This window comes from Pedobacter sp. MR22-3, from assembly GCF_026240075.1.
In the GTDB taxonomy this organism is placed as follows: Bacteria; Bacteroidota; Bacteroidia; order Sphingobacteriales; family Sphingobacteriaceae; genus Pedobacter.
On sequence record NZ_JAPIVF010000004.1, the window covers coordinates 327,428 to 350,156 of the forward strand.

Annotated in this window: 17 protein-coding genes; 4 read left to right on the forward strand and 13 right to left on the reverse strand. The window is 38.4% G+C overall.

Translation table 11 applies throughout. From position 1 onward, the window contains the following. The first annotated feature begins 7 nt into the window (after nucleotides 1–7). Entirely contained in the window at nucleotides 8–550 is a 543-nt protein-coding gene (locus OQ267_RS11265; protein WP_265835990.1) for a hypothetical protein, read from the forward strand. A 670-nt stretch (nucleotides 551–1,220) separates the two neighbouring features. Here the strand turns inward: OQ267_RS11265 and OQ267_RS11270 are convergent. The 7 genes from OQ267_RS11270 to OQ267_RS11300 form a co-directional block, all read right to left on the reverse strand. Beyond that, nucleotides 1,221–2,414 carry a redoxin family protein gene (locus tag OQ267_RS11270; RefSeq protein ID WP_265835991.1) on the reverse strand — a complete coding sequence of 398 codons (1,194 nt, stop codon included), beginning with the start codon at nucleotides 2,412–2,414 and terminating at the stop codon, nucleotides 1,221–1,223. Between the two features lie 1,058 nt (nucleotides 2,415–3,472). Beyond that, complete coding sequence (locus tag OQ267_RS11275) at nucleotides 3,473–4,414, reverse strand: helix-turn-helix domain-containing protein (RefSeq protein ID WP_265835992.1); 942 nt, start codon at nucleotides 4,412–4,414, stop codon at nucleotides 3,473–3,475. Nucleotides 4,415–4,498: 84 nt separating this feature from the next. Next, the gene (locus OQ267_RS11280; RefSeq protein ID WP_265835993.1) at nucleotides 4,499–5,539 is read right to left on the reverse strand and encodes an aldo/keto reductase; all 1,041 of its coding nucleotides are present in this window, start codon (nucleotides 5,537–5,539) and stop codon (nucleotides 4,499–4,501) included. A 389-nt stretch (nucleotides 5,540–5,928) separates the two neighbouring features. Beyond that, nucleotides 5,929–6,639 (reverse strand): siderophore-interacting protein, encoded by a 711-nt coding sequence (locus OQ267_RS11285; RefSeq protein ID WP_265835994.1) that lies wholly within the window; start codon nucleotides 6,637–6,639, stop codon nucleotides 5,929–5,931. A gap of 11 nt (nucleotides 6,640–6,650) precedes the next feature. After that, nucleotides 6,651–7,832 (reverse strand): FAD-dependent monooxygenase, encoded by a 1,182-nt coding sequence (locus OQ267_RS11290; protein WP_265835995.1) that lies wholly within the window; start codon nucleotides 7,830–7,832, stop codon nucleotides 6,651–6,653. A 79-nt stretch (nucleotides 7,833–7,911) separates the two neighbouring features. Next, entirely contained in the window at nucleotides 7,912–8,784 is an 873-nt protein-coding gene (locus OQ267_RS11295; protein ID WP_265835996.1) for a helix-turn-helix domain-containing protein, read from the reverse strand. Nucleotides 8,785–8,811: 27 nt separating this feature from the next. Next, a complete protein-coding gene (locus OQ267_RS11300; RefSeq protein ID WP_265835997.1) occupies nucleotides 8,812–9,120 on the reverse strand; it encodes a winged helix-turn-helix transcriptional regulator in 309 nt (102 codons plus the stop codon). Between the two features lie 138 nt (nucleotides 9,121–9,258). On the opposite strand from OQ267_RS11300, the gene OQ267_RS11305 reads away from it, so the two are divergent. Further along, entirely contained in the window at nucleotides 9,259–9,654 is a 396-nt protein-coding gene (locus tag OQ267_RS11305) for a DoxX family protein (RefSeq protein ID WP_265835998.1), read from the forward strand. Between the two features lie 550 nt (nucleotides 9,655–10,204). Here the strand turns inward: OQ267_RS11305 and OQ267_RS11310 are convergent. The 5 genes from OQ267_RS11310 to OQ267_RS11330 all read right to left on the reverse strand — a co-directional run bounded on the left by OQ267_RS11310 (nucleotide 10,205) and on the right by OQ267_RS11330 (nucleotide 18,294). Continuing rightward, complete coding sequence (locus tag OQ267_RS11310) at nucleotides 10,205–11,350, reverse strand: TlpA disulfide reductase family protein (RefSeq protein ID WP_265835999.1); 1,146 nt, start codon at nucleotides 11,348–11,350, stop codon at nucleotides 10,205–10,207. Between the two features lie 3 nt (nucleotides 11,351–11,353). Next, the gene (locus OQ267_RS11315; RefSeq protein WP_265836000.1) at nucleotides 11,354–12,733 is read right to left on the reverse strand and encodes a RagB/SusD family nutrient uptake outer membrane protein; all 1,380 of its coding nucleotides are present in this window, start codon (nucleotides 12,731–12,733) and stop codon (nucleotides 11,354–11,356) included. Nucleotides 12,734–12,735: 2 nt separating this feature from the next. Beyond that, the gene (locus OQ267_RS11320; protein WP_265836001.1) at nucleotides 12,736–16,278 is read right to left on the reverse strand and encodes a SusC/RagA family TonB-linked outer membrane protein; all 3,543 of its coding nucleotides are present in this window, start codon (nucleotides 16,276–16,278) and stop codon (nucleotides 12,736–12,738) included. Between the two features lie 211 nt (nucleotides 16,279–16,489). Further along, complete coding sequence (locus OQ267_RS11325; RefSeq protein ID WP_265836002.1) at nucleotides 16,490–17,611, reverse strand: FecR family protein; 1,122 nt, start codon at nucleotides 17,609–17,611, stop codon at nucleotides 16,490–16,492. A 119-nt stretch (nucleotides 17,612–17,730) separates the two neighbouring features. After that, nucleotides 17,731–18,294 (reverse strand): RNA polymerase sigma-70 factor, encoded by a 564-nt coding sequence (locus tag OQ267_RS11330; protein ID WP_265836003.1) that lies wholly within the window; start codon nucleotides 18,292–18,294, stop codon nucleotides 17,731–17,733. A 235-nt stretch (nucleotides 18,295–18,529) separates the two neighbouring features. Here OQ267_RS11330 and OQ267_RS11335 point away from each other — a divergent pair, with 235 nt between their 5' ends. Both OQ267_RS11335 and OQ267_RS11340 read left to right on the forward strand, forming a co-directional pair. Further along, nucleotides 18,530–19,696: a retropepsin-like aspartic protease gene (locus OQ267_RS11335; RefSeq protein WP_265836004.1), complete on the forward strand. Its 1,167-nt coding sequence runs from the start codon at nucleotides 18,530–18,532 to the stop codon at nucleotides 19,694–19,696. Beyond that, nucleotides 19,693–21,513, forward strand: a complete 1,821-nt coding sequence (locus OQ267_RS11340; protein WP_265836005.1) for a S41 family peptidase — start codon at nucleotides 19,693–19,695, stop codon at nucleotides 21,511–21,513. Before OQ267_RS11335 ends, OQ267_RS11340 begins: the two co-directional genes overlap by 4 nt. Before the next feature lie 9 nt (nucleotides 21,514–21,522). Here OQ267_RS11340 and OQ267_RS11345 read toward each other — a convergent pair whose 3' ends face one another. Continuing rightward, nucleotides 21,523–22,620 carry an alpha/beta hydrolase family protein gene (locus OQ267_RS11345; RefSeq protein ID WP_265836006.1) on the reverse strand — a complete coding sequence of 366 codons (1,098 nt, stop codon included), beginning with the start codon at nucleotides 22,618–22,620 and terminating at the stop codon, nucleotides 21,523–21,525. Between the last annotated feature and the right edge of the window lie 109 nt (nucleotides 22,621–22,729).

Consider the following 22,729-nt stretch of genomic DNA (forward strand, 5'->3'; position numbering starts at 1 on the left):
TAAACTCATGAAATTATTAATATTAAAGGCGCATACTGTCTGCCTTGCAATGCTAGCCATGTTTACAATCGGACTGTCCGCATGCAAAAAAAACGGTGGAACAGCGACGGATGACGGAGAAAAATACCTTACCTGTAAGATTAACGGAAAGTACCGGGAATTTAATTACAGTGTAAATGCAAACGACGAGCCCGCTACGGACACCGTGCATTTTGTGGTGATTAGCGGATGGGAAAAACAGGACAAAATTACCGGATTCGGAATAGATATGCATATCGCGGAAGGGGCAAAGGAAGCCACCTATGTAGCAAATGGTGCAAGTGGTCCGTCGCTTGCCGGGAAATACTATATCCAGGAAATGAAGGATGGTAAGTTCGTGGGTACCACTGTATTTAATGGTGGGGATCTGGATGGAAGCAATTTTACCTTAACCATTACCAGTTTGACCAAATGGGGTGTAAAGGGAACATTTTCAGGAAAGCTTAAGCTGCTCGGCGGGGATGAAATTGTTACCGTTACAGAAGGTAAGTTTTCAGCACCTTATAACTAATCCACGCACAATGAAATTATAATCGCTTCCGTTTACCGCAGCGAATTCATATGTGCTATTTGGGATGTACAATGTGTTTCCTAAATCATCTCTGAACTGAAAATTTCCTCCGCCTTCTCTGTCATAACAAGGGTTTAGTGTTAATGATTTTTCGGAACACCCATATAAAAATGCACGCGCCCCGATGATGGATTGGAAACTACAACCCCGTTATTTCCCTATCCGTTGCTGATGGTTGTAGTATATCTATCTCTAACTTCATTTTCGGTAATAGGCATTGGTTTTCCGCTTTGGCTTTCAAAACGCAAACAAGGCAACGCAAGAATGTCGAAGTGGCTACCTTACGTAGCCTTGTTAACGAAGGTTTTCTTAATTGTGGTTATTCTAAGACAACTATTAACTGTCGTTGTTTTGTAATACAAATTATCAAAAACTCATCATCAAAAACTAAAATTTCGATTTGAATAATGGAATGAGTTTATGATAATTACCTAAAAGAAAAAAGATATTCCAGAGTTAATGTGGATAGGTTTGATTTTTACATCGCACTGGTATTTGATCCAGTTTAATTATTGAGAAACGAGGGAATAATGAGAAAGATATCTTCCTACTTACTATCGGACAAAGGCAGCTCACGGCAAACTGAATCGGAATGTCAATAAATAGATTGTCATCTAAAAACTAAAACATCAATTTTCCTTTGTTCTCTTTTAAAGGTCAATCCCAAATCACTAAGGATTTTTTTCAACTCTCCTTTTTTTTCGGGCAGTAAAGTAAAGGATATATTGTACCTATTTGAGTTATTAGTCTCATCTATTACAGGAAGGTCTAATAGACCAAACCCTTCCAAATATTGAGCAATTTGTTTCAACTGAATTCCTTTTCCACTAAATTTTTCACCGTTTCCATTAAAATCTTCTTCAACACTTTTAGATTTTTCCAAACTACCAATCTTTTTTTTGTCTGCAATAGTGAGCACATAAACGGGTATTAACTGCTTTTCAATATTTGCTTGTACGTCCATTTGCTCTTTTAGATGTGTTTGCAAAGTGTGCATTAATTTATCTTCCTTCCCCTTTGGAACGATTAGATCAATAGAATATTTTCTCGCCATCTCCGCTCGTTTCTCGAGGCTAGTTAAATCATTTGTTCTGCCATAAGGTACATCTCCGTAAGCAATTCTATAAGCCAGCGATAGAGACGTATTTAGAAAACTTATTCTTCGATTTTTGTAGATGGGGTCATTTTTATATTGCTTAGTCATGACCGGCATCCCTTTGATCTCGGGCTGTATAATGAACAATTCTTTAACGGTATCAGGAACTTTAAAGTAGGACATCCAAGAATCCTTATCCATATTATCTTCCTTCAAGGGCAGATCAATCGTCTTCTGTGCCAGCACATCGGCAATAATTTGACTGGTAATATTTTCAGGGGTTGTTATTGCAACTATTTTGCCTTTGATATCTATGAGTACTGAATGGGGTATAATGCTATACGGGAATGCTTTTCTATAAACATCTAAACTGTCAGAACCAAACCAAAAGTCAAAAGATTGATTATCAACAAAGCTTTGAATTCGTTTTTCATTCTGTGAAGAAATGGCAATTACCTGTAATTTTTCTCCATAGGTTTTTTGCAGTATATCTAGATTAGGCATAGCTGCAATACATGGACTACACCAAGTGGCCCAAAAATCCAGCAAGATTACTTTGCCTCTGAGTTGACTCAAATTATTCTTTTTACTTTCAGTATTAAGAAGCTTTGGCAATGGCAAGCTATCGACGAATTGGCCAACTTTTATCTGTGCATTCGATACGGCGAAAGATAAAATGCAGAACAACACAAGGATAATCTTTTTCAAACGAATCATATTTAGAGTGAAGTTTTGTGTTAATTAAATTATCGTAAGGTACTAAATATCGAGAATAAGTAGTTTAGGACAATTAAAATCCTTTCAAAGCGATTACAAAATTATCAAAAAACGGTCAAATAATGATAATGACTACAACATCATATCTAGCTTTACCAGTATCGCCGTATGTGGTTTGTTTTCCGCCAGTTCCCAGCTGCAAACAGTAGCTCCGTCAACGCCTAGAATTTTTCCCAGTTGTTTTTGGCTAAGCCCATTCATATATCTGTGTGCTTTTAACTTCCCTGAAAGAGTTGTCAAATCAACATCGCATGGCAAGTATCCCAAAAAATTACTAATACGAGGATAATATTGAATTTGAGGCGTATTCCTGTTCTTTTCCTAATTTGTAATACAATCTTCACTAACTCCACAAATCTTTGCCACGTCCCTTTGAAGTAGCTTTAATTCCATTCTTTTCTTTCTTATATGATCACCGATCGATACGGGACTTTCAGGATAGGATATGGGCATTGGTTTTCCGGTTTGGCGTTCAAAACGCAAACAAGGCAACGCAGGAACGTTGATATTGCTATGAGTATAGCATAAAACTAACTGGGGAATTTTTATAGACTGGCTTAGATACCCAAGCTTATATAGAGAAAAATCATAGCAGATTTTCGACGCAAATCATTTTAGAAAAGAACGCTGTATTCGGCTCTCTGATGCAATATATTTTGTGTAAATGCTTATTATAATATACTTCACAGAACTAAACGCATATTAGGATGTGAACTTTAATAATAAATCGCAGGAATTATTTAACGGTATTTTGCCGTTTACTATCGCATTTGCGAAAAACGACCATTTTAATGATACACTTAAGTATATTCTTTCCCATGTCATTATTTAAAAACCAATTTATCAACCGTAGTACTAGTTTTAACTCAATTATAGCATTGAATGGATTTATGCTACTTCACATTAATATTGCCGTATCTTCTTTGCTAAAGCCTTACGTTTGATAGATCATTGGAGCAAAAGGTCTACGAAAGCGATGGTTACATAAATCAATTTCGAGAAAGGGTATCCCCCTTAAATGTTTTGTCATTTCTAAATTCAGAAGGGCTAAATCCAGACTTTAGTTTAAACAACTTACTAAAGTGTTGAGGATACTCGAACCCCAATTCGTAAGCTACTTGGCTAACTGGTAACGAGGAATTTAACAATCTGTTCTTAGCTTTTTCGATAAGGTAATAGTAAATATGAGTCTGTGTATTTTTACCCGTCTCCTTCTTTAGTAGATTACTCAAATACTTGGGCGAATGGTTTAATGCTTCGGCGCAAAACTCCACCGATGGCATGCCTTTTTCACTGATTTTTGATGAATTGAAATATTCATTGAGAAGTTGTTCAAATTTGACTACAATATCTTTGTTTAAATTAGTCCTTGTGTAAAATTGTCTGTCAAAGTATCTGGTACAATAGTCAAGAAGGAGTTCAATATTTGAAACCATGAGATGTTGCGAATGTTGATCCATGTTTAGGCTATATTCTAATTTTATTTTGCTAATAATCTCCGTCAATGTATTTTTCTCGCTTTCAGATACATGCAGTCCTTCATTTACACCATATGAAAAAAAGTTATACTCGTTTATGCGTTTACTTAAGCTTGACCTCCTAATGAGATCTGGATGAAAAACTAGCGTCCAGCCATCATGTTTCGGTTCGTGTTGATGAATAATGCTTGAACTAATAACCTGTCCGGGAGCCGTAAAAATCATCGTTCCTTCTTCGAAGTCGTAGGAATTTCGTCCATACTTCAATGAGCCGTTAACACCGCACTTCAGCGTTATCATATAAAAATCAAATACGAACTTTGCGTCAAAGAACTTAGCTGGGAAACAGACCTCTTTATTACTAATGACAGAAATAAGAGGATGACCTGGTCGGCCAAGGCTTAAAAGCTCGTGCCCTTGGGTAATACTTACTATGTTTTCAAATCCGGCCATAATTATTCTGTTTTAGCATTTAGGTTGAGAAGCCGGGCAATTAGCTAAAAGGATTTTACCCGGCTATCAAGATTATTTATAAAACTAGCGTTTTTCAACGGTTACACCACCGAAAACCATAGTCTTAGCTAAAGCATTAGTGAAAAGCCTATGCGGGAAACCCATTTCAATATCGCTTACACTGTCAAGCTGTTTCAAATGTTCATCACTTAACGTAAGAGATAGTGAATTTAGATTGGATTGCAGCTGTTCTAATTTACTGGCTCCGATCAGCACTGAAGTAACAGACTGTTTTGACCTAAGCCAGGCCAACGCTATTTCCGCGGCCGGTCGTTGCAGGTCATCGGCGATCTTTTGCAAAACCACAACTGTATCGAATACCTGGTCACTAAGAACACCGGAGTTCATGATCATGGATTTACGGCTGAAATCCTTTGGTGCTTCATTCTTTAGCTCGTCAACTGAATATTTTCCGGAAAGAAGCCCTTTAGCCAGCGGAGACCAAACAACCACTCCTAAGCCCATTTCTTTTGCCATGGGAATCAATTCGCGTTCAGTGGTGCGTTCTGCCAGGCTATATTCAATTTGCAGCGCTACTAATGGAGACCAGCCCCTTAAGTCCGCGATGGTTTGCATTCTGGATACCTGCCAGGCCGTGGTATCTGATATACCTGCATAAAGCACTTTTCCAGCACGGATCAAATCATCCATGCCGCGTAAGATCTCCTCAGATGGTGTCGTATCGTCCCAAGCATGTAAGTAAAGCAGGTCAATATACTCTGTTTTCATGCGGGTTAAACTATTCTCCACCGCTCTCATCATACTTTTACGATGATTACCGCCACCATTTGGGTCGCCAGGATATATGTTTTGGGTGTACTTGGTAGCCAGCACAAGTTTTTCTCTGCGATCACCTATAATTTCTCCGAGTATTTTCTCTGAACTTCCATTGGTGTATCCGCTTGCTGTGTCAACGAAATTGCCGCCATGTTCCAGATAAAGATCTAACATTCGTTTTGATTCTTCCAGCGGAGCGCCCCAGCCCCAATCCGTTCCAAAGGTCATCGTTCCCAAAGCCAACTCCGAAACACGAAGGCCGCTTTTTCCTAATAAATAATATTTCATAAACACTTATTTTTTATAAGACAAAGATTGTTAGCGTTATATTTACATACGTGTATAGATATCGGAAATATGAATACATTTTGAAGAATAATGCCACCGCATTGCTTTTTTGAGAATGTTTTACTTATAGACAAACCTTTCCAATAGCCGGTCTTCTTCCAGCTCTTTGAGTTGTTCAGCCAGTACTTTCCTTGAATGTGCGGTACGATGGAATCCAGCTGACCAAATCGAATGGAACGGGTACAGATCACATTGATGATGATCGGTTACATTCAAAATTCCGATTTGACCTCTTTGAAGTAAGTTTAAATGCTCTATTAAAGGTTGAACTGTGCGATCACTTTTAACTGAAGTGCTGGATACACAAATCATTTCATAGACCGGATTGATTACAATCCTTTTTTTCCCTCAAGCCAATATCCTTTAGATAATATCTTTCCCGTTGCAGTTTCTTTCAACACCTTTCGAAAAACTTGAACAGATTTTACATTTCCTGTTAAAATAAAATTAGCCTCTTGCCAATCAGATGCTTTTAAAATAGGTAAGTCCTTTATCCATTTCTCATTTCTAAATAAACCATTTTTAGAAAATACGGTGAAATTTTCCAATCCTAATATTCCAGGAGCTTCTTTATTTTCTTCGCCTAGTTCAAAATAAAATTGAAATTGATGCCCGTTCTGTTTTAGCACGGGAAGAAACGAGCAGGCGATTCCTAAAGAGGTTTCATCTCCGAAAATAAATTGTTGTTTCACCTTTGGGTCATATTCATTTCTGCCTCTTGGTAAACTGATATAAATTTCATCGCCTTCTCTCAAGGTATTAATATAGCGGCATCCTACGCCGTTGCCATGAATGTAAAAGATTATCTCCAGTATTCCTTCTGCAATATCGTGGTGAGCAACAGTGTAATTCCTATATTCTGTTTCACTAACACGAATAACATTGGCGTACCCGACTTGAAAATTCATTTTAGATATATCCCCTTGAAAACTCACTTTCTTGATTTGTGAACTTATATCAGAGACAAATAAAACCTTTACATTCGGACGAAGAGAATTCTCGAATAAATTATTAACCCATTTTGGCAAACTTGAAATCATGATTCAATTTATTAATAGTTTTTAAAATGAAAAGGAACTGTTGCTTGCCCAAAGTCCGGCATCTCAGAAACGGTATCAATTTCGTTTTCGGATGTGTTAGCAAATGCAAGTTGTAAATCTGTGCTCGGGTCTTCTACAAGTTTTTGATTGCTGAGTACGTACTCCCACAATTCCTTTTCATAGTTTTCAAGTGCTTTTGCTAAATTATCTTTATGGCTTGCCACTTCGCCCGCTAAAACATATGCACCTACCATTGCAACTGTTGTTCCCTGTCCTGTAGACAGAGAAACGCTGTAACCGGCATCTCCAACCAATACGACCCGCGCTTTTGACCATGTTTTCATAATAATTTGATTGATGGAATCAAAATAAAAATTAGTTGAATCATGCATAAACTGTTTTATTTTTTGGATATCCGATCCTACGTTTAAAGACCGTTCAGCGACCAATTTTTTTTGGGATAGGATATCCCGATAATCATATTCGATAGGTTCAGGACTCTCAAACCCTAGATAAGTCCGAGCATCGCCCTCTCTTTCTTTAACTATGTATGCTGCGACAGGATTGCCTTCGTGCTGAAAAAACACCTCCCAACGATCGAGATTAAGGAAATTCGGTATCGTAAAGATTGCAACGTAGTTTCCAAGATAACGGATGAACTGCTCATCCCCACCAAAAATCAACCTTCGCACATTAGAACGTAATCCATCTGCTCCAATAATTAAATCGTATTGTTGATCAGGTGCATTTGTAAATTTTACCTCAACCCCAGTTTCTTTTTGATCGAGCGACACTATTGTCTCATTAAAAATATATGTTACCTGGTCGCCTACCGCTTCAAAAAGTACGTGACATAAATCATCGCGCAGTATCTCTACATCAGGGCTACTAAATTTTCCCGCAGTTATTGTTCCTTCGGTATTTCGATAGGTTTCATTGCCCGTTAAAGCATCTACTATAGACATGCCTTTCAGTTTAGTACCTGCACGGCGGATGGTTTCTAATATTCCCATGCGACTCGCCACTTCCAATGCGGGTCCCCTCACGTCTAGGGCCTGTCCACCTGGGCGGATGTGAGCTGCGCGTTCTACGATTGTTACTTCAAAGCCATATTTTGCCAGCCAATAAGCCGTACTTAGGCCAGCGATGCTTGCACCCGATATGAGCACACGTATTTTTTTTGATAATTCCATTTTTTACACTATTTTTTGCAATGCAAAGAAACAAAGCGTAATAGATGGAAACAATGGAAGGAAAATGGTTAGTATAGGACTATTCAAGGTTTTTATTCCTAAAAGCCACAGCGGTCATCCCTGTGACTTTAGCAAAAACTCTGGAGAAATATGAATAATCCGCATAGCCCAATTCGGCAGCAATTTCTTTTACTGATTTAGTGGAATGATAAAGATAACGCATTGCTTCTAAGATAACCCGCTGTTGTATGTGGTATGAAATTGGTTTTCCTGTAGTGTTTTTGACACATTCATTCAAATAAGCGATTGATATATTAAGGCCTTGAGCATATTCACTCGGCTTTTTATTTGATATAAAATTACGGTCTAATAATGCCTTAAAAGCTTTAGTAATAATCTCAAATCTTGATAGCGTATCTTTTGACTTAGATTGCCCTAAATACTGTGAGGCGATTAAAGCAACCAGTGTATTGCAGCTATCTTTTAATAATGAATGGTATAATTTTTCGTGATGTCTTTTCGATAATTTTACAGATAGCGATATAGCTTCAGAGATAGCGCAAAACGTTTCCTTGTTTAACAATAAGGTCTTCGCCGGTGCAATATCTTCCAAAAGATTCAGGTATTCAGAATTCAGGTTTTCATTGTTAATTGCTAAAAAACTGGCAGTTATATTTTCAAATGGCCCAATTCGATGTATTTGATCTGGGTGAACATAGATAACTGATGATGATTGTATTTCATACTTTTGAAAGTCAATTTCAATTGGGGTAGATCCTGTTTCCTGAATAAAAAAAAGGTGGTAATCGTCCCGGTGCGAATGTGCTGCTTCCTCAAAAGTCCGTAAATCTTTAATCGTAGCCCTTCCAACAGCTATGCCAGCATTAAACTTGTCAGCCATAGTATTTAAAGGAAGAGCTTTGACTTTTTTAGCGATCATTGTTAATTTCATTTACAATTTAATGTCCGTTTTAACGGATTATTTACCAATGACTTCATGACGATGTAACAAGCCCCAAAAATGAAGTTCGTCTAACACTTTCTCGAGTGACAGACCGTGTGGTGTAATGGAATACTCAGCTGTTGGCGGAAAAGTATTATAAAAATCTCTGCGGATCAGTTTATTGGTTTCAAGACTTTTTAGTTCTTTTGATAGTGTTTTATCAGTTATTCCATTGACTTCTTTGGATATTTGATTAAACCGCTTTGGCTTTTCAGAGAGTGCGAACAAGATAAGGACCTTCCACCTTCCTTCTATCGCTTCAATGGCATCTTTTATCGACAGCATTGTTTTAGGACAACCAGCATTGGACAACATAATTTCGGGTTTTACAATACTTCCCAATTGGATAGTGCTTTCCAACAAGCAAGTAATATCGTTTGGATAGTAAAGGTATTTAAATTTGCATAATTAAAGGAATAGAGCATGACAGCAAAACAAAAAGCATCAAAAACAATTAACGTTATCCTTTGGACTGCACAAGGGTTTTTAGCACTGACCATGTGTTGGGCAGGTTTTATGAAAATATTTACACCCGAAGGTTTGCCCTTCGCCTGGATAAAAGACAGCGATTACCTGGTTTTATTCACCGGGGTTATTGATCTGTTAGCAGGAATTGGAATTGTATTGCCAGCATTACTTCGCGTCAAAACCGAACTGACAGTTTTTACAGCTTACGGAATAATTATTTTGATGATCGCTGCGAGTATCTTTCATATCTCAAGAGGCGAAGCAAAAGAAATCGGCTTCAATATACTCATGCTGTTCATCGCTGTCTTTGTTGCATGGGGCCGACACAAAGGCCGGCGGTCAAGAGAATAGGTGCAATAAAAGCCACGACCTCAATCAAACCACCAAGAAACTGTAAACGCTCATAAAAAGACAGTTGAGGTATCTGGCGCAAAAAATGTTGCATCTAAGCAGCATGGTGCCCAGACCAGCAAAGAATTTGGTCTGTCAGAGCCTCATCATATCGTAGAAAGGGGATACCAATCCTGCGCATATCCTAAGAACGCCATATCTACGAAGGGATGGATTTTTTGATATTTCTTAGGCGTTGCGCCAAGCAATTTTTTCACATAGCGCATGAAGAATGGACGACTGGAAAAATCCATTTTATCCGCTATTTCTAAAATATTAAGGTCCTTATTTTGCCAAAGGATAATAATCCGCTCTTTCGCGTTACGCTATATCCATTAAGAGGCGGTTATTGCCGTATTGACTTTGCAGATGTAAATGATGTATTTAGGCGTGATATTCAGCTTATCACGTAAAACCACACTTCGCGAATCGGGTGGTACAAGCTTATAACATATCAACATGAAAGCACGTTAATGTGCTTTCATGTTGATGTTAAATCTGTTATTAGCAACTATTTGAAAAGTTGTACAAGTGTAGACTCAAATGCTAAATTGTAAATATTTTTAGCGATAATTTTACCGCTAGGATCAATAAGGAAATTCTGAGGAACACTTGATACCTTCAGCAGCTTTGCAGCAGCATTAGCCCCTCCCTTCATATCACCCACCTGCACAAATTCGCCGGTACCATCCTCAGCAATTGCTTTTTTCCACTTTTCAGCAGAATCATCGATGGATACAGAAAGTACCATAAAATTTCTATTTTTATATTGCTCGAATGCGTGCTTGATATACGGGGTTTCATTCCGGCATGGGCCGCACCAGGAGGCCCAGAAATCTACCAGCACGTATTTTCCCCGAAAACTGGAGAGTTTAATTGGTTTTCCCGCCGTATCAGGCTGTGTAAATTCGGTCAACAAATCTCCTACTTTAAAAGCATTCTCCTCCAGAACCAATTTATGTATCTGTTGCCCAACAGGGGTTCTCTTTAGGGAGGCATCGAGAAGCTGGAATGCCGAACCGAAATCCGGCGGGTTCAAAACAGGCTTGGCAAGCTCTCCTACCGCATAAAGTGCAACAGGAGATTTCGGGTTTTTTCTCACAAATCCGGTCGCGTAAGCGAACTCTATCTTATTCAAAACATCCAGTTGTTTTCGAAGAACCCGCATCATTTCCATATTTTTTTCTTCTTCATATTTGTAGAAATCCATATTCAAAGGCCTCTTTTTATCCCAAATCTTCATCAGGCCGGTATAATAAGCCTTATATTGATCCTGAAGCTTGCTACCAGTAATAACAGCATTACTCAGCGAGTCTGTTGCCCGGAGGGACAATCTAGTATTGGAAAGAAAGAAGATCAAACGGTCTTTCCGGTTAAAGGTCCTGGAATTAATAACATCCCCCGAACGTTTAATCATCAAAACAGCTTGCTGAGGTTGACTGACCTTCCCCCTTAATACAAATTTACCATGTTGAACTTTTGCACTGTCCCTAAAATCATTGCACGAAATATAGATAAGAGATGCACCGGATATACTACTCACATCACCAGTAATGGTAAAGGAATTTGCAGCACCAGACTGCGCAAAAGTGCAGACTGGTGTTATTGAAAGAAATATAGCGCTCAGCAAGAGCATAAATTTAAAAATCGTCTTCATAGTTTAGGGATTATTTTCCATTCCAGGGTTCAACCTCATTACTTGAGGAGAGAACCTCACAGTTAACCTTTTAGCATCCATAGTATAAGTAGAAACTACCGTACCGTCAGCACGATATACATAGTGTACAGCGTTTTCTCCGGCAAAAATTGAATCTGATGACAAACGGCGCATGTCAAACCACCTCAAACCCTGAACCGCAAATTCCTTTTTACGTTCGTCAATGATTAACTTTATCAATGCAGTTTTATCCGTATAGTTCACCGCAGCAACAGTAGCCGGCATTCTCTTTTCCCTAAATGTCTGCAACACCTCGTTAGCTTTATCCAATTTGCCATTTCGGGCATAGCATTCGGCCATTAATAAGTAAATATCAGGCAAGGTAATGCCCCACATGGTATTCGCCGAATATCCAGTTCTACGCAACGTTTTAGACGGTCCAAATTCTGGCTCATCGCCAGTATTATCCAGGGTGTAATAGGCCAGGCGTTTATCTGAAGGAGAAAATAGAGCCGCTACTTTCGGTGTCACCAACAGGGTATTTTCATAATTTTGGTAACCATTGGATGAGAACCGGGCCAATAAACTTTCGGTATTTGAAATAGGCGAACCTTGTGAGGTAGATACATTTAAATCATAAAACTTAACCGCAAAAGAATTGGGCAGATGCGACAATGCGCGTTCAAAAAGTGATTGTGCTTTTACAAAATCACCCATAAATACGTATGTTTTTGCCAAAATACATTCCCCGGCAGCTCTGCTCACCCTGAGTCTTGCCGGAGGGTTCAGCGGAATACTCGGAATAGATTCCGTTAGATCTTTAATGATAAAATCGTAAACCTCCTGAACGCTTGCCCTGCTGAAACTTGTTGCCGCAGCATTTGCCTGGGTAATGATCGGAAATCCAGGATCAGTAGCTGCAGTTGTCGAATTATAGGGCTTGCCATAGAAATTAATTAGCATCAGGTAACACCATGCGCGCCCAGCACGAGCTTCAGATTGTATAGCTAACTTTGACTCAGCTGTTCCATCTAATGAACCTTGCACCTCATTGATGATTTTATTAAAGGTATATATTTGTTTCACTAAAACGAATTGCGCATCAACTTGATCATCGATATAAGGATCTGACACCCATTTAAACAATTGCTGAACTTTGAAAGGCGCAGTATTAAAATACGTATCTAAAGCGGCAACGTCATCAGAAAGTGGAACCATATCCTCTAAATACGTATTCATCAGGAAAACATTATTAAGCAAGTTGTCATAGTCAGTAGTTAGTCTGGCTATTAATTTTGATTTTGGCTCTATTTCCAGGAAGCCTTTTTTACAGCAAACCAAGCTAAGGCATGCAATTACTAGTATTAATCTATATCTTTTCATAATTAAAATCCAATTTTAACACCTAAACTAACTGTGTTTTGGTTTATTCTTAGGTTTCTTATACCTCCAGCATTACCTTCTGTTTGAAATTCCGGATCAATTCCTTGTTTATTTGCCTTCCACAACAGCACATTAGAAAGTTGTGCGTTAAAACTGATGTCATTGGCATTGATCTTTTTGAGCAAAAATTCAGGTAGGCGATAAGCCAGGGTAAGGTCGCGGAGTTTTACATAAGAGGCATCCAGCACATTAAGCTGCCCCCTGGTATAGTAATTTACATCCCTGCGACTCACATGGGTACCCAGGTCTCCCACCCATGAAGGAATATTGGTTGTCGTTTCATTTCCTGGCTCTTTCCACCTGTTGGCAAAATCGGCATTTACATTACCTGAGCGAATTGACCCGGAACCTGGTACAAGGCGATAGTCATAATAGGTTTGATTTACATCAGCCAACATAACATGACCTAAGTTGTATATCAGATTGGCACTTAAACTCACGCGCTTATAAGTAAATATGTTTCCAAATCCACCAGCATACTTAGGCTGATAAGTACCGGAATACAACAAATCCGCAGCTTTGGTGATATTTCTTTTCTTAGTTACTGTACCATCTGCAAGACGGATCAGCGGATCACCCAATCCATCAAGACCAACGAAATTGTAAGCGAAAATAGAATATGCAGAATAACCTTCCACATAATGCTTATTAATCAAATCAAAACCCGTAGTGATTGGAGAAGCCACTTTTAGAGTGCCTATTTTATTGTGATTATAGGCGAAGTTGAAATTGCTTGTCCACGAGAAGTTATTGCTTTTGACATTGATGGTCTGTACGCTTAGCTCTATACCACTATTCAGCATGGATCCAAAATTCCCACTTATGGTATTATAACCCGTAAATGGATTGGTTTGCATTAAACCCAACATATTTTCAGTCCTTTTATGGTAGTAATCAACTGCAACATTCACCCTTCCCTTCAATAACCCTATGTCCATTCCCAAATTTAAATTTTTTGTTTCCTCCCAGCTAAGTGAGTTATTCGCCGGAACCGAAATACTAAAAGATTGGTTCCCCGGGAATCCCGTAAAATTGTTAGTGGAAATAATGTCATATGAACTGGCCGTTCCTACTAAGGGAGAATTACCAGTGATACCATAGGTAGCACGCAGGTTTAAATGACTGACAACAGGAACTTTGAAAAAATCCTCTTTTCCCAGTTGCCAGGCCAGCCCCGCACTCCATACCGGTTTATCCTGTGCAGATTTATCTTTACCGAATAAATTTGACTTGTCTATTCTCCAACTCGAATTGATTGTATATTTCTGATTAAAAGTATAACCCGCATTGGCATAAAATGAGCGAAACCGGGTTACAACCTCTGATTTGCTAAAATTATCAAAGGAATAATAACTGTAAGTCCCATCCATTGGCAATACAGGATCTTCTATATCTGTTGATGAAAGCGTTTTATAATCAATTAACTGCGCAGTAAGCAGTTGCGGATCGAATCCCCTGGTAAGCGTAAATGAACTCTCACTTGATTGAGATTGGATTTCCTGACCTGCAATAATGGAAAACTGATGTTTAAGGTTCTTCCAGTTTTTATTGTATGACAGTTGGTTTCTTACGGTCCAGTTGAATTGGTTAGATGTGTTATCATAAAGATGGCCTCCGGTATTCGGAAAATAATAATTGACACCGTTTGTACCAGCTACCGCAAAATTCAACACTTCACTGCGTACATCATAATTTTCCTGGCTCAGAAATCTTGTTGATTCATTAAAACCACGCGTAAGACCATAAGTACCCTGTAATTCCAACCCATCAATAATCTTTAAAGTAAATCCGGTATTCAATCTGGCGGTTAAAAAGTTGCTTTTCGTTGAACCATAATTGGCTTCATCCAATGGATTGTAGTTTAGGCTTACACCACCAGCTTTTTCATATACATTTCTTAAGGAATCTGTTCTGAATAACCAGGGCATATCTATGTTTTTACCATTGCCGTCCCGAAAAAGCTGGTATGGCAAAAACTTGTTATCAGCCTGAACCAGGTTATTTTGTTTGCTTTTGTTACCAGTGAGGTCAGATATTAAAAACAGCTTTAGCGATTTGCTTACATTATAGTCCTGACGAACATTAATCTTGTACGTGTCGTTATTTTGTCCTGGCGTATTACTTTTATCGGAACTGTAAGAAAGGGATGAAAATATACTATATTTATCATTACCCCCGTTAATTGACAGATAATGGTTCGATAACATACCAGTCCTGTAAAAGAGGTCTTTCATCTGCCTGGAATTGTCCGTTGCGGCAAGTGCCGCTAAGCGCCGATCTGCTTCTGCTGAAGAAATAAGATTTCTTGCCGCGTCGTACAAAATTTGCTCATGTGGCGCGATGCCCTCAGAGTTACTTTGATCAGGATTGGCAATAATGTCCCATGGGGCATTCTTCGCGTTAAAGATCTCTCTGGCCGCCTGAATGAATTGCTGGCTGTTTAAGGTCCGCTCATATTTAAGATCCGGGGCGGGACTGAACTTCACGAAGGCCCGATACTCTATATTTACTTTTCCATTATTAATGCCTTTTTTCGTGGTAATTGCAATTACGCCATTGGCGGCTCTCGCGCCCCAGATGGAAGAAGCAGTGGCATCTTTCAATACCGTGATGTCTGCTACATCATAAGGATTGATGTTGGTGACCATGGTGATGTCATAAGGTACCCCATCGACTACAAATAACGGACTTCTATTGCCATTGAGGGTAGATAAACCCCTGATCTGATACATATCTCTTCCAGGAGTCGGGTTTACTGTAAATCCGGGGATAAGGCCATCCAGACGATTAAGTATATTTAAATCCGAAGTTCTGTTCATGACAGCAGTCATATCAGGTTTTGAAAAAGAGCCGGCGCTACGTTCCTTCGAAATGGTCTGGTATCCTGTGTTCACAACGTCCACTTCCTGTAACTTGTTTTCACTAACCCGAAGGGAAACGGGCGACGTGATTTTAACCAGATTCGCCTTTACCTCCTGTGGGTAATAGCCTAAATAAGAGATGATCAGTATCGCATTTTCATCCAAATTTTCCAATTTGAATTCACCAAACTCATTAGCCAATGTCTGTTGTCCGGAACCTTTAACTTTGATCAGAGTACCTGGAAGCGGTTTGGAATTTTCGTCCACAACCTTCCCAACAACATCTATTTTAAGAAATGAACTAGCGACACGATTCAGTAAAGAAGAAACGAATCCTTGCTTGATGACGATGGTCTTATCTTTTATTGCATAATCAAGCTGCTGGCCTTCAAGAACTTTTTCTAACGCATTTTCCAGACTTGAATTTTTTAAATTTACCGTGACAAGTCTGGCTTTGTTTACTTCCGCCGAGCTATACAGAAAAACATATCCGGTTTGCTTTTTGATATCTGAAAAAATACTTTTCAAAGATGCGTTTTGCCTACTTAACGTAATACTTTGAGCCATCGTTGAAGCGCTGACCTGAAAAAGCGATACGATTAGAAGTATTGCGGTTAATCTCATAATGAGTAATATTTTGTGGATGTCCCGACAGGGCATACCAATATCTTTAGTATAAATTTTATACATTTGTTAAGTTTGGTTTAAGCGCAGTCTGCCTCGGGTTTCTAAGTTTGGGGCATCTGCAGGTTAAGTTGATAAGTTAATTATTGGCAAGCCAAATGGTAGCCAGGAGTGTTGCAAGCACTTCTGGTTTACTTTCTTTTTTTGTTTGTTATTTTGTCACCAGAATTCTCCTTCCCTGAATTTTAAAATGAATTTTTCCTGTTAATTCCAATTTTTCCAATACTTTAGATACGTCTTCAAATCTGGATACGCCACCGCCAAAAGGCATAGACCGGTCAACATCCTGGTAGCTTACCTCCACATCATACCAACGTGATATATTTAGCATAATATTTTCCAATGATTCATCTTCAAAAGTAAAGAGTCCATTTTTCCAGGCAATGGCATCCTCAGCATCAACCTTTAGGACTTTAATTTCATTGTGGCTAAAATCAGACTGTTCGCCTGGAGCCAGGTACTTTGAAACGCTACCAGAGGTTACCCTAACTGCCCCTTGCAGTAATGTTGTTTTTATATGATTTACTTCATCATAGGCATTGACGTTAAAATGGGTACCCAAAACTTCTATGGTCTGACCACTTGATTTCACTTTGAAAGGCATGGCAGCATTGTGTTTCACTTCAAAATAAACCTCACCGCGAACGGTAACGCATCGTTCCTTCCCTGTAAATACAGTAGGATAAAGAATCGAGGATGCCGCATTTAAGATCACTAATGTGCCATCTGATAAAACCAGGCGGTACATTCCACCACGGGGTGTCGTTAGTGTGTTGTACACCGAAGCAGAAGAACCACTCACTTTATGATATAAAATTTCACCACTTTTACTTTTCGAGATCGCCACATCGCCCTGCTGGGCCAGATCACCAGCCTTTGCATCTGTTAAGACTATATTTTTTCCGTTTGCCAGGGTCAGAACAGCTTTGTTGCTGCCAGGCAGGATTTTGGCGTGATTGGTATTATTCGCATTTCTTACAGGTTCATTTTTTACAACAAACCAATATAAGCTTACTGAAACGAGGAGAAAAATAGCTGCTGCCGCAACACGTGGCCACAGGCTAATCTTCTTCATAGGATTTTGCCCGGCAATATGTTTTAATAAATTGGATTTTATCCGCTCATTGGCCTCAATAATCCGTTGCTCGTCGGGAACAGTGGTACCGGCCTTCAGATCGTCTAAAAAAAAACGCTCTAAAAGTGTCTGTTCGGAAGGCTTAGCCTTTTTATTCACATAGCTGCTGATTAGTTTTTTTGCCTCCTGCTTTTTCATTCAAATCGTACTTCTATAACTTAATTCAGCTATATGTAGGCTCATCAAATAAAAAGTCCCGATTTTTTTTTAAAAAAATAGTTAAAGCAAAATCTAGAGAAAAATCGCTCTTATCAAATTCATAAAAACAGAGATATCAAAAGCCCAAGCTTTTTCCGCAATTCTCTCAATGCTAAACTGACCTGATTTTTTACTGTTTTCTCTGATATACCTAAATGTCCGGCAATCTCAGCATTTTTCAAATTTGCCTTTCTGCTTAAAATAAATATTTCCCGCATTTTAGCTGGAAGATATGCTATCTCCCTTTCTATGGCTTGAGTAAGCTCTTTCTCAGCCATATAATTATCTATCGAAAATTCTCCTTTATCAAGAAAAAGCTGAAGACTTTTGGCATAATCAGTCCTTACTTTTTGCATGTCCACCAGATCGAAAAACCTATATCTTACTGCGGAATATAGATAGCTGGAAACTAATGAATCAAAAGCAAGCGTTTCGCGTTTTTCCCATATGGAAATAAAAACATCCTGCACTAAATCTTCGGCGATATCGAAATCCTTTACAATTTTGCATGCATATACATACATCAGTTCCTTATACCTGTCGTATAGAACTGTAAATGCATCAGAATCACCCTTTTTTAAAAAGTGAACCAGATCCTGATCACTTAATTTACTGTAAAGCATCTGCTAAGATAAATAATAAAAAATGGTAACTATTCAGGTTCTTAACCAAAGATTCGCATGTTTCTATAATTTATTATTCTAGGTTCAATTTCGATAATGAAGATTAAAGGAAATGGCTGTTTTATCCCCATACACATGCAGGCCAAACCGATCCGGGATGTTAATTATAGTTAAAGTTCCCGCGCACGCTTATCCGCTTCGCTAATTTTAATTAGTTTCGGATTAAAACAGGGTCATGTATAAAATTTTATTTATCGCTTTTTTTTTGCTCATAACTGAGTATAGTTTTTCGCAGAGTCTTTCCTATAATAGAGGCGGAACAAAATCAACTAATTATTTTGAGGAAATACCCTATCAGGATATAAATGGCAAAATGATAGTCAAAGTCAAAATCAATGGGATCGATTATAACTTTCTGTTTGATACAGGGGCTCCGATGTGCCTAAGTTCAAAAATCTTAACGGCAGTAAATGCGGAGAAACTTCAGAATGATCAAGTAAAAGATGTAAATGGTAAAAATATATCTAGCCAGACGGTCATCCTTAAGGATATTTGCTTCGGTAACCTTAACTTCAATGGTATACCAGCGATTGTCGGAGTTCCCGACTTTTTTAAATGCTGGAATGTCGACGGTATTTTAGGAAGCAATTTACTAAGGAATTCGATCATCCAAATAAACAACCAGAAAAAGACCATAGTCATTACCGATCTGGCTGAAAAACTTCAGCTAGCGGACAAGAAGGGAATTAGTCTCTTCTTAGATACCATTCAGAGCTATCCTGTATTTAGAGTGCAGCTCTCGGGCAATTCAACAATGCCGGTAAATTTTGATACAGGTGACAATGGCCTGCTCTCACTTTCTGAAACTTCGATGGACCAACTTAAAAAAGCGAAAGTTTACGAAACAGTCTTTAAGGGTTATGGGGCCAATCAGATAGGAGCATTTGGCTTGGAAAAAGATAATCAAAAGTTCTTATTGAAATTTCTAACTTTCAACATTGCTGACGTACATCTAAAAAATGTGATGACTGTAACAAGTAAAGGGTCAGGAGCAAGATTGGGTTCTAAAATGCTTGATTATGGGGTTGTTACAATTGACTTCATACACCAGAAGTTGTATTTTGAAGGAAATGCTAAAGAGATAGACCTGGCTGAAAAGCAGTGGCCGTTTCGACCAACCTTTAACAACAATAAAATGATTGTGGGCCTAGTCTGGGATGAAACAGGTAGTAGTGTTTCTTTGGGTGAACAGATTGTCGAAGTTGACGGAACATCTTTTGAAACCGTAGTTCTATGTGATCTGCTCAATAAAAAGCCCATCCTTGATGGGAAAGAAAGGTCTACTATAACGATAAGGTCTAAGGACGGCAAATTACGGAAATTAGAAATTGAAAAGAAATGACACGTATCCTGGTAATTCTCATTACACTTTTTTATAGTCTGTCAGCTTTTCCACAATTGGCAGAAAGACAGCAAAGAAACCTTGAAGCATTTGCGAAGCTATACGGTTATGTCCAATATTTTCACCCTTCCAGTGAAGCGCCTAAAGACTGGGCTTTACTTGCAGTATATGGCAGCAAGAAAATGCTTTCAATAGGCAATGATACCGAGCTTATCACTGAGCTCAACGGTATTTTTAATAGAGTAGCACCATCCGTTCAAATCTTTTCCTCATCCACGCCACAGCGATTTGATATTAAAAAAATTACCCCTGCGAATATCGAAGGCTATAGCATTGTATCATGGCAACACCTGGGATTCGGCCTTCCTTTGTATACCAGTATCTATAAAAGCGTCAGGCTAAATATCCCTTACGGAACCAAGGATAAAAAATTCCCGGAACAGCTTTTTACAACAAGAACAAAGATTGGTTCCTATTTGAGGACTGATATCGCAAAAGGAATATCATGTATTGTTCCATATGCATTGTACGTCAAACAAGGTAATACCTATCCCGCCGCCCAAATTTCGACACAAGACCTGATGCGGGAAATGGGAAATGCACTACCAAAAGATTCATCAGGGAAACCGTCAATTACCGGGAGCTTTCCTGAGGTCAGATTAGCGGATGTTATCATCGCCTGGAATATTTTAAAGCATTCATATCCCTATTGGAATGACGCATCCTTACCAGCAGAAACCATTCTCAGCAATTCTATAAAAAAAGCGATGTCGGATAAAAACCCCGAAGACTTTTTCAAAACCTTACAACTGATGTGCGCGGGTATTAATGATGGACATATGTTCGTTGATTTCTCAGATTCAAAAGACGAAAACAATGAAGCTACGGCAGCTTTAACGCTCACAGAAACAGAGGGAAAGATTATCGTCAAAAAGATTAATGACAAAAAACTTACTGGTATCGAATTAGGGGACATAGTGGATTCCATTGAACATCAGGACGTGATGGAATACCTATTATCCAGGGAAAAATATTTCTCAGGATCGCCGCAGTGGAAAAGATCAAAATCGTTAGTTATGGCATTAAACGGCCCCAAAAATACTAGTGTACTTATCTCTTTTACTGGGAAAAATGGTAAGAGGACTTTTCTTTTAGAAAGAAATGTTAAAGGTCAAACTTATAAAAACGGCTATGAAAATGAGCCTTATACAAAACAAGGTTGGCTCAAACCGCACATATATTACGTAAATCTTTCCCGTGACTCAGTGACTAAGAAGTTAATTAAGGAACAATTTTGCAGTGCAAAGGCCATCATATTAGATCTTCGCGGATATCCGGTAAACGATGAAGTTTTCAATATCCTCCCCCATTTAATAAAAAAGCCGTTGAAAAAGAGACAATTTTTCTTTATTCCTCAGATTGTATATCCGGATTTTAAAAAGGTCGGCTATAAACGGAATGAGTCAGGGACAAATGCGGAATCACCTCGTATAAAGGGTAAAATTTACTTTCTGACTGATGCCAGTGCTCAAAGCGCGTCTGAAACATTATTAGCACAAGTTAAAGGACTTCCAAATGTGACGATTATAGGAACACCAAGTTCAGGTACCAACGGGAATATCAACGTCATTTATCTGCCTGGGAAATATACAATTGCTTATACGGGAATGATTACAAAAAATGCTGATGGAAGCAAACATCACTTGAAGGGAATTATACCAGATATCATTTTGACTCCTACAATTGATGGTATTAGGAATGGGCAAGATGAGTCTCTAAATTTAGCTATCAAGATAGCGAGAGAACAAAGTCGGTAAATAATGTAGCTATCTATTTAATGTGTATTTCATCCAGGTCGTCATTTCCTTCATAGCTATTGGCGAAAATGATTCATTTATTTCTTTGTATTCCTTAGGCAAACCAGTGTCAGATGTTTGAAATAGGTGGTTTAAGTTAGGAAGTTCTTTGATGGTTACATTTTTATTACCAGATTCTTTCAAGATTCTTTCCCATTCAGGTAAATTTTCTTTCGCTAAGACCTGAAGGTCTTTAGAGCCATTAAGGGCTAAAACGGGACACTTTATATGTTTTATGTATTCCCCGGGCTTGAACCTTAAAAAATTGACCATCCAGGGCTTTAAAATATTTGTTACTTGTGCATTTACATATTCATCAAAGGTCATATTTTTTGGTTTATCTGGGTCATTTCCAGAAATACCCTGGATATATTCCACCATTTTACTTTTTAAAACCAGGTCATTTGTATATTTCTTTACAATTTCAAATGCTCCTTGGTTTGCTTTTTGAGAAATTTCTATACTAGCGTCATCAAGTCCTCTCATTTTGGCTAGGGCCTTTTGTTGATGTAACAAGATTTTATCCCCTGCGATGCTTGGACCGGCTAACGATACAATGAATGCAATGTTCGGTGAATTTGATGCTATGATGGAAGCTATTAAACCACCTTCGCTATGCCCTATTAAACCTATATTATTTTTTTGTATCTCATTTCTAGTTAAAAGATAATTTAAAGCCGCACGTACATCTTCTGCAAAGTCAAAAGAATTTGCAGAATCAAAATCACCTTCAGACTCCCCTACTCCTCTTTTATCAAACCTAAATACTGCAAAGCCATTTCTGGTTAGGTAATTTGAGACATCTAAAAACGGTTTATGGCGGCCAAATTCTTCATCCCTGTTATTTTTGCCATTTCCGCTTATTAAAATAACGGCAGGAAATCTCCCACGTTTACTGGGGAGTGACAGCGCTCCTGCAAGAGTGATATTATCCTTAGCATTTTTAAAATAGACGTTCTCTGAAATTGTATCAAATGAGTGTTGTTTCTTTGCTTTGCCTTCTTGGTAACAGCCAATGATAAATAGGGAACAAATTATAGATGAGATGGTATTAATGCGTTTTTTCATCAGATATGGATATTAAGGGCAAATAGAATGTTGATTTAAACAGCTATCTTAAAACATAAAGCTTTCACTTAAGACAAGAGCAATTAGATTATGGTTGCATGGTTCCTAC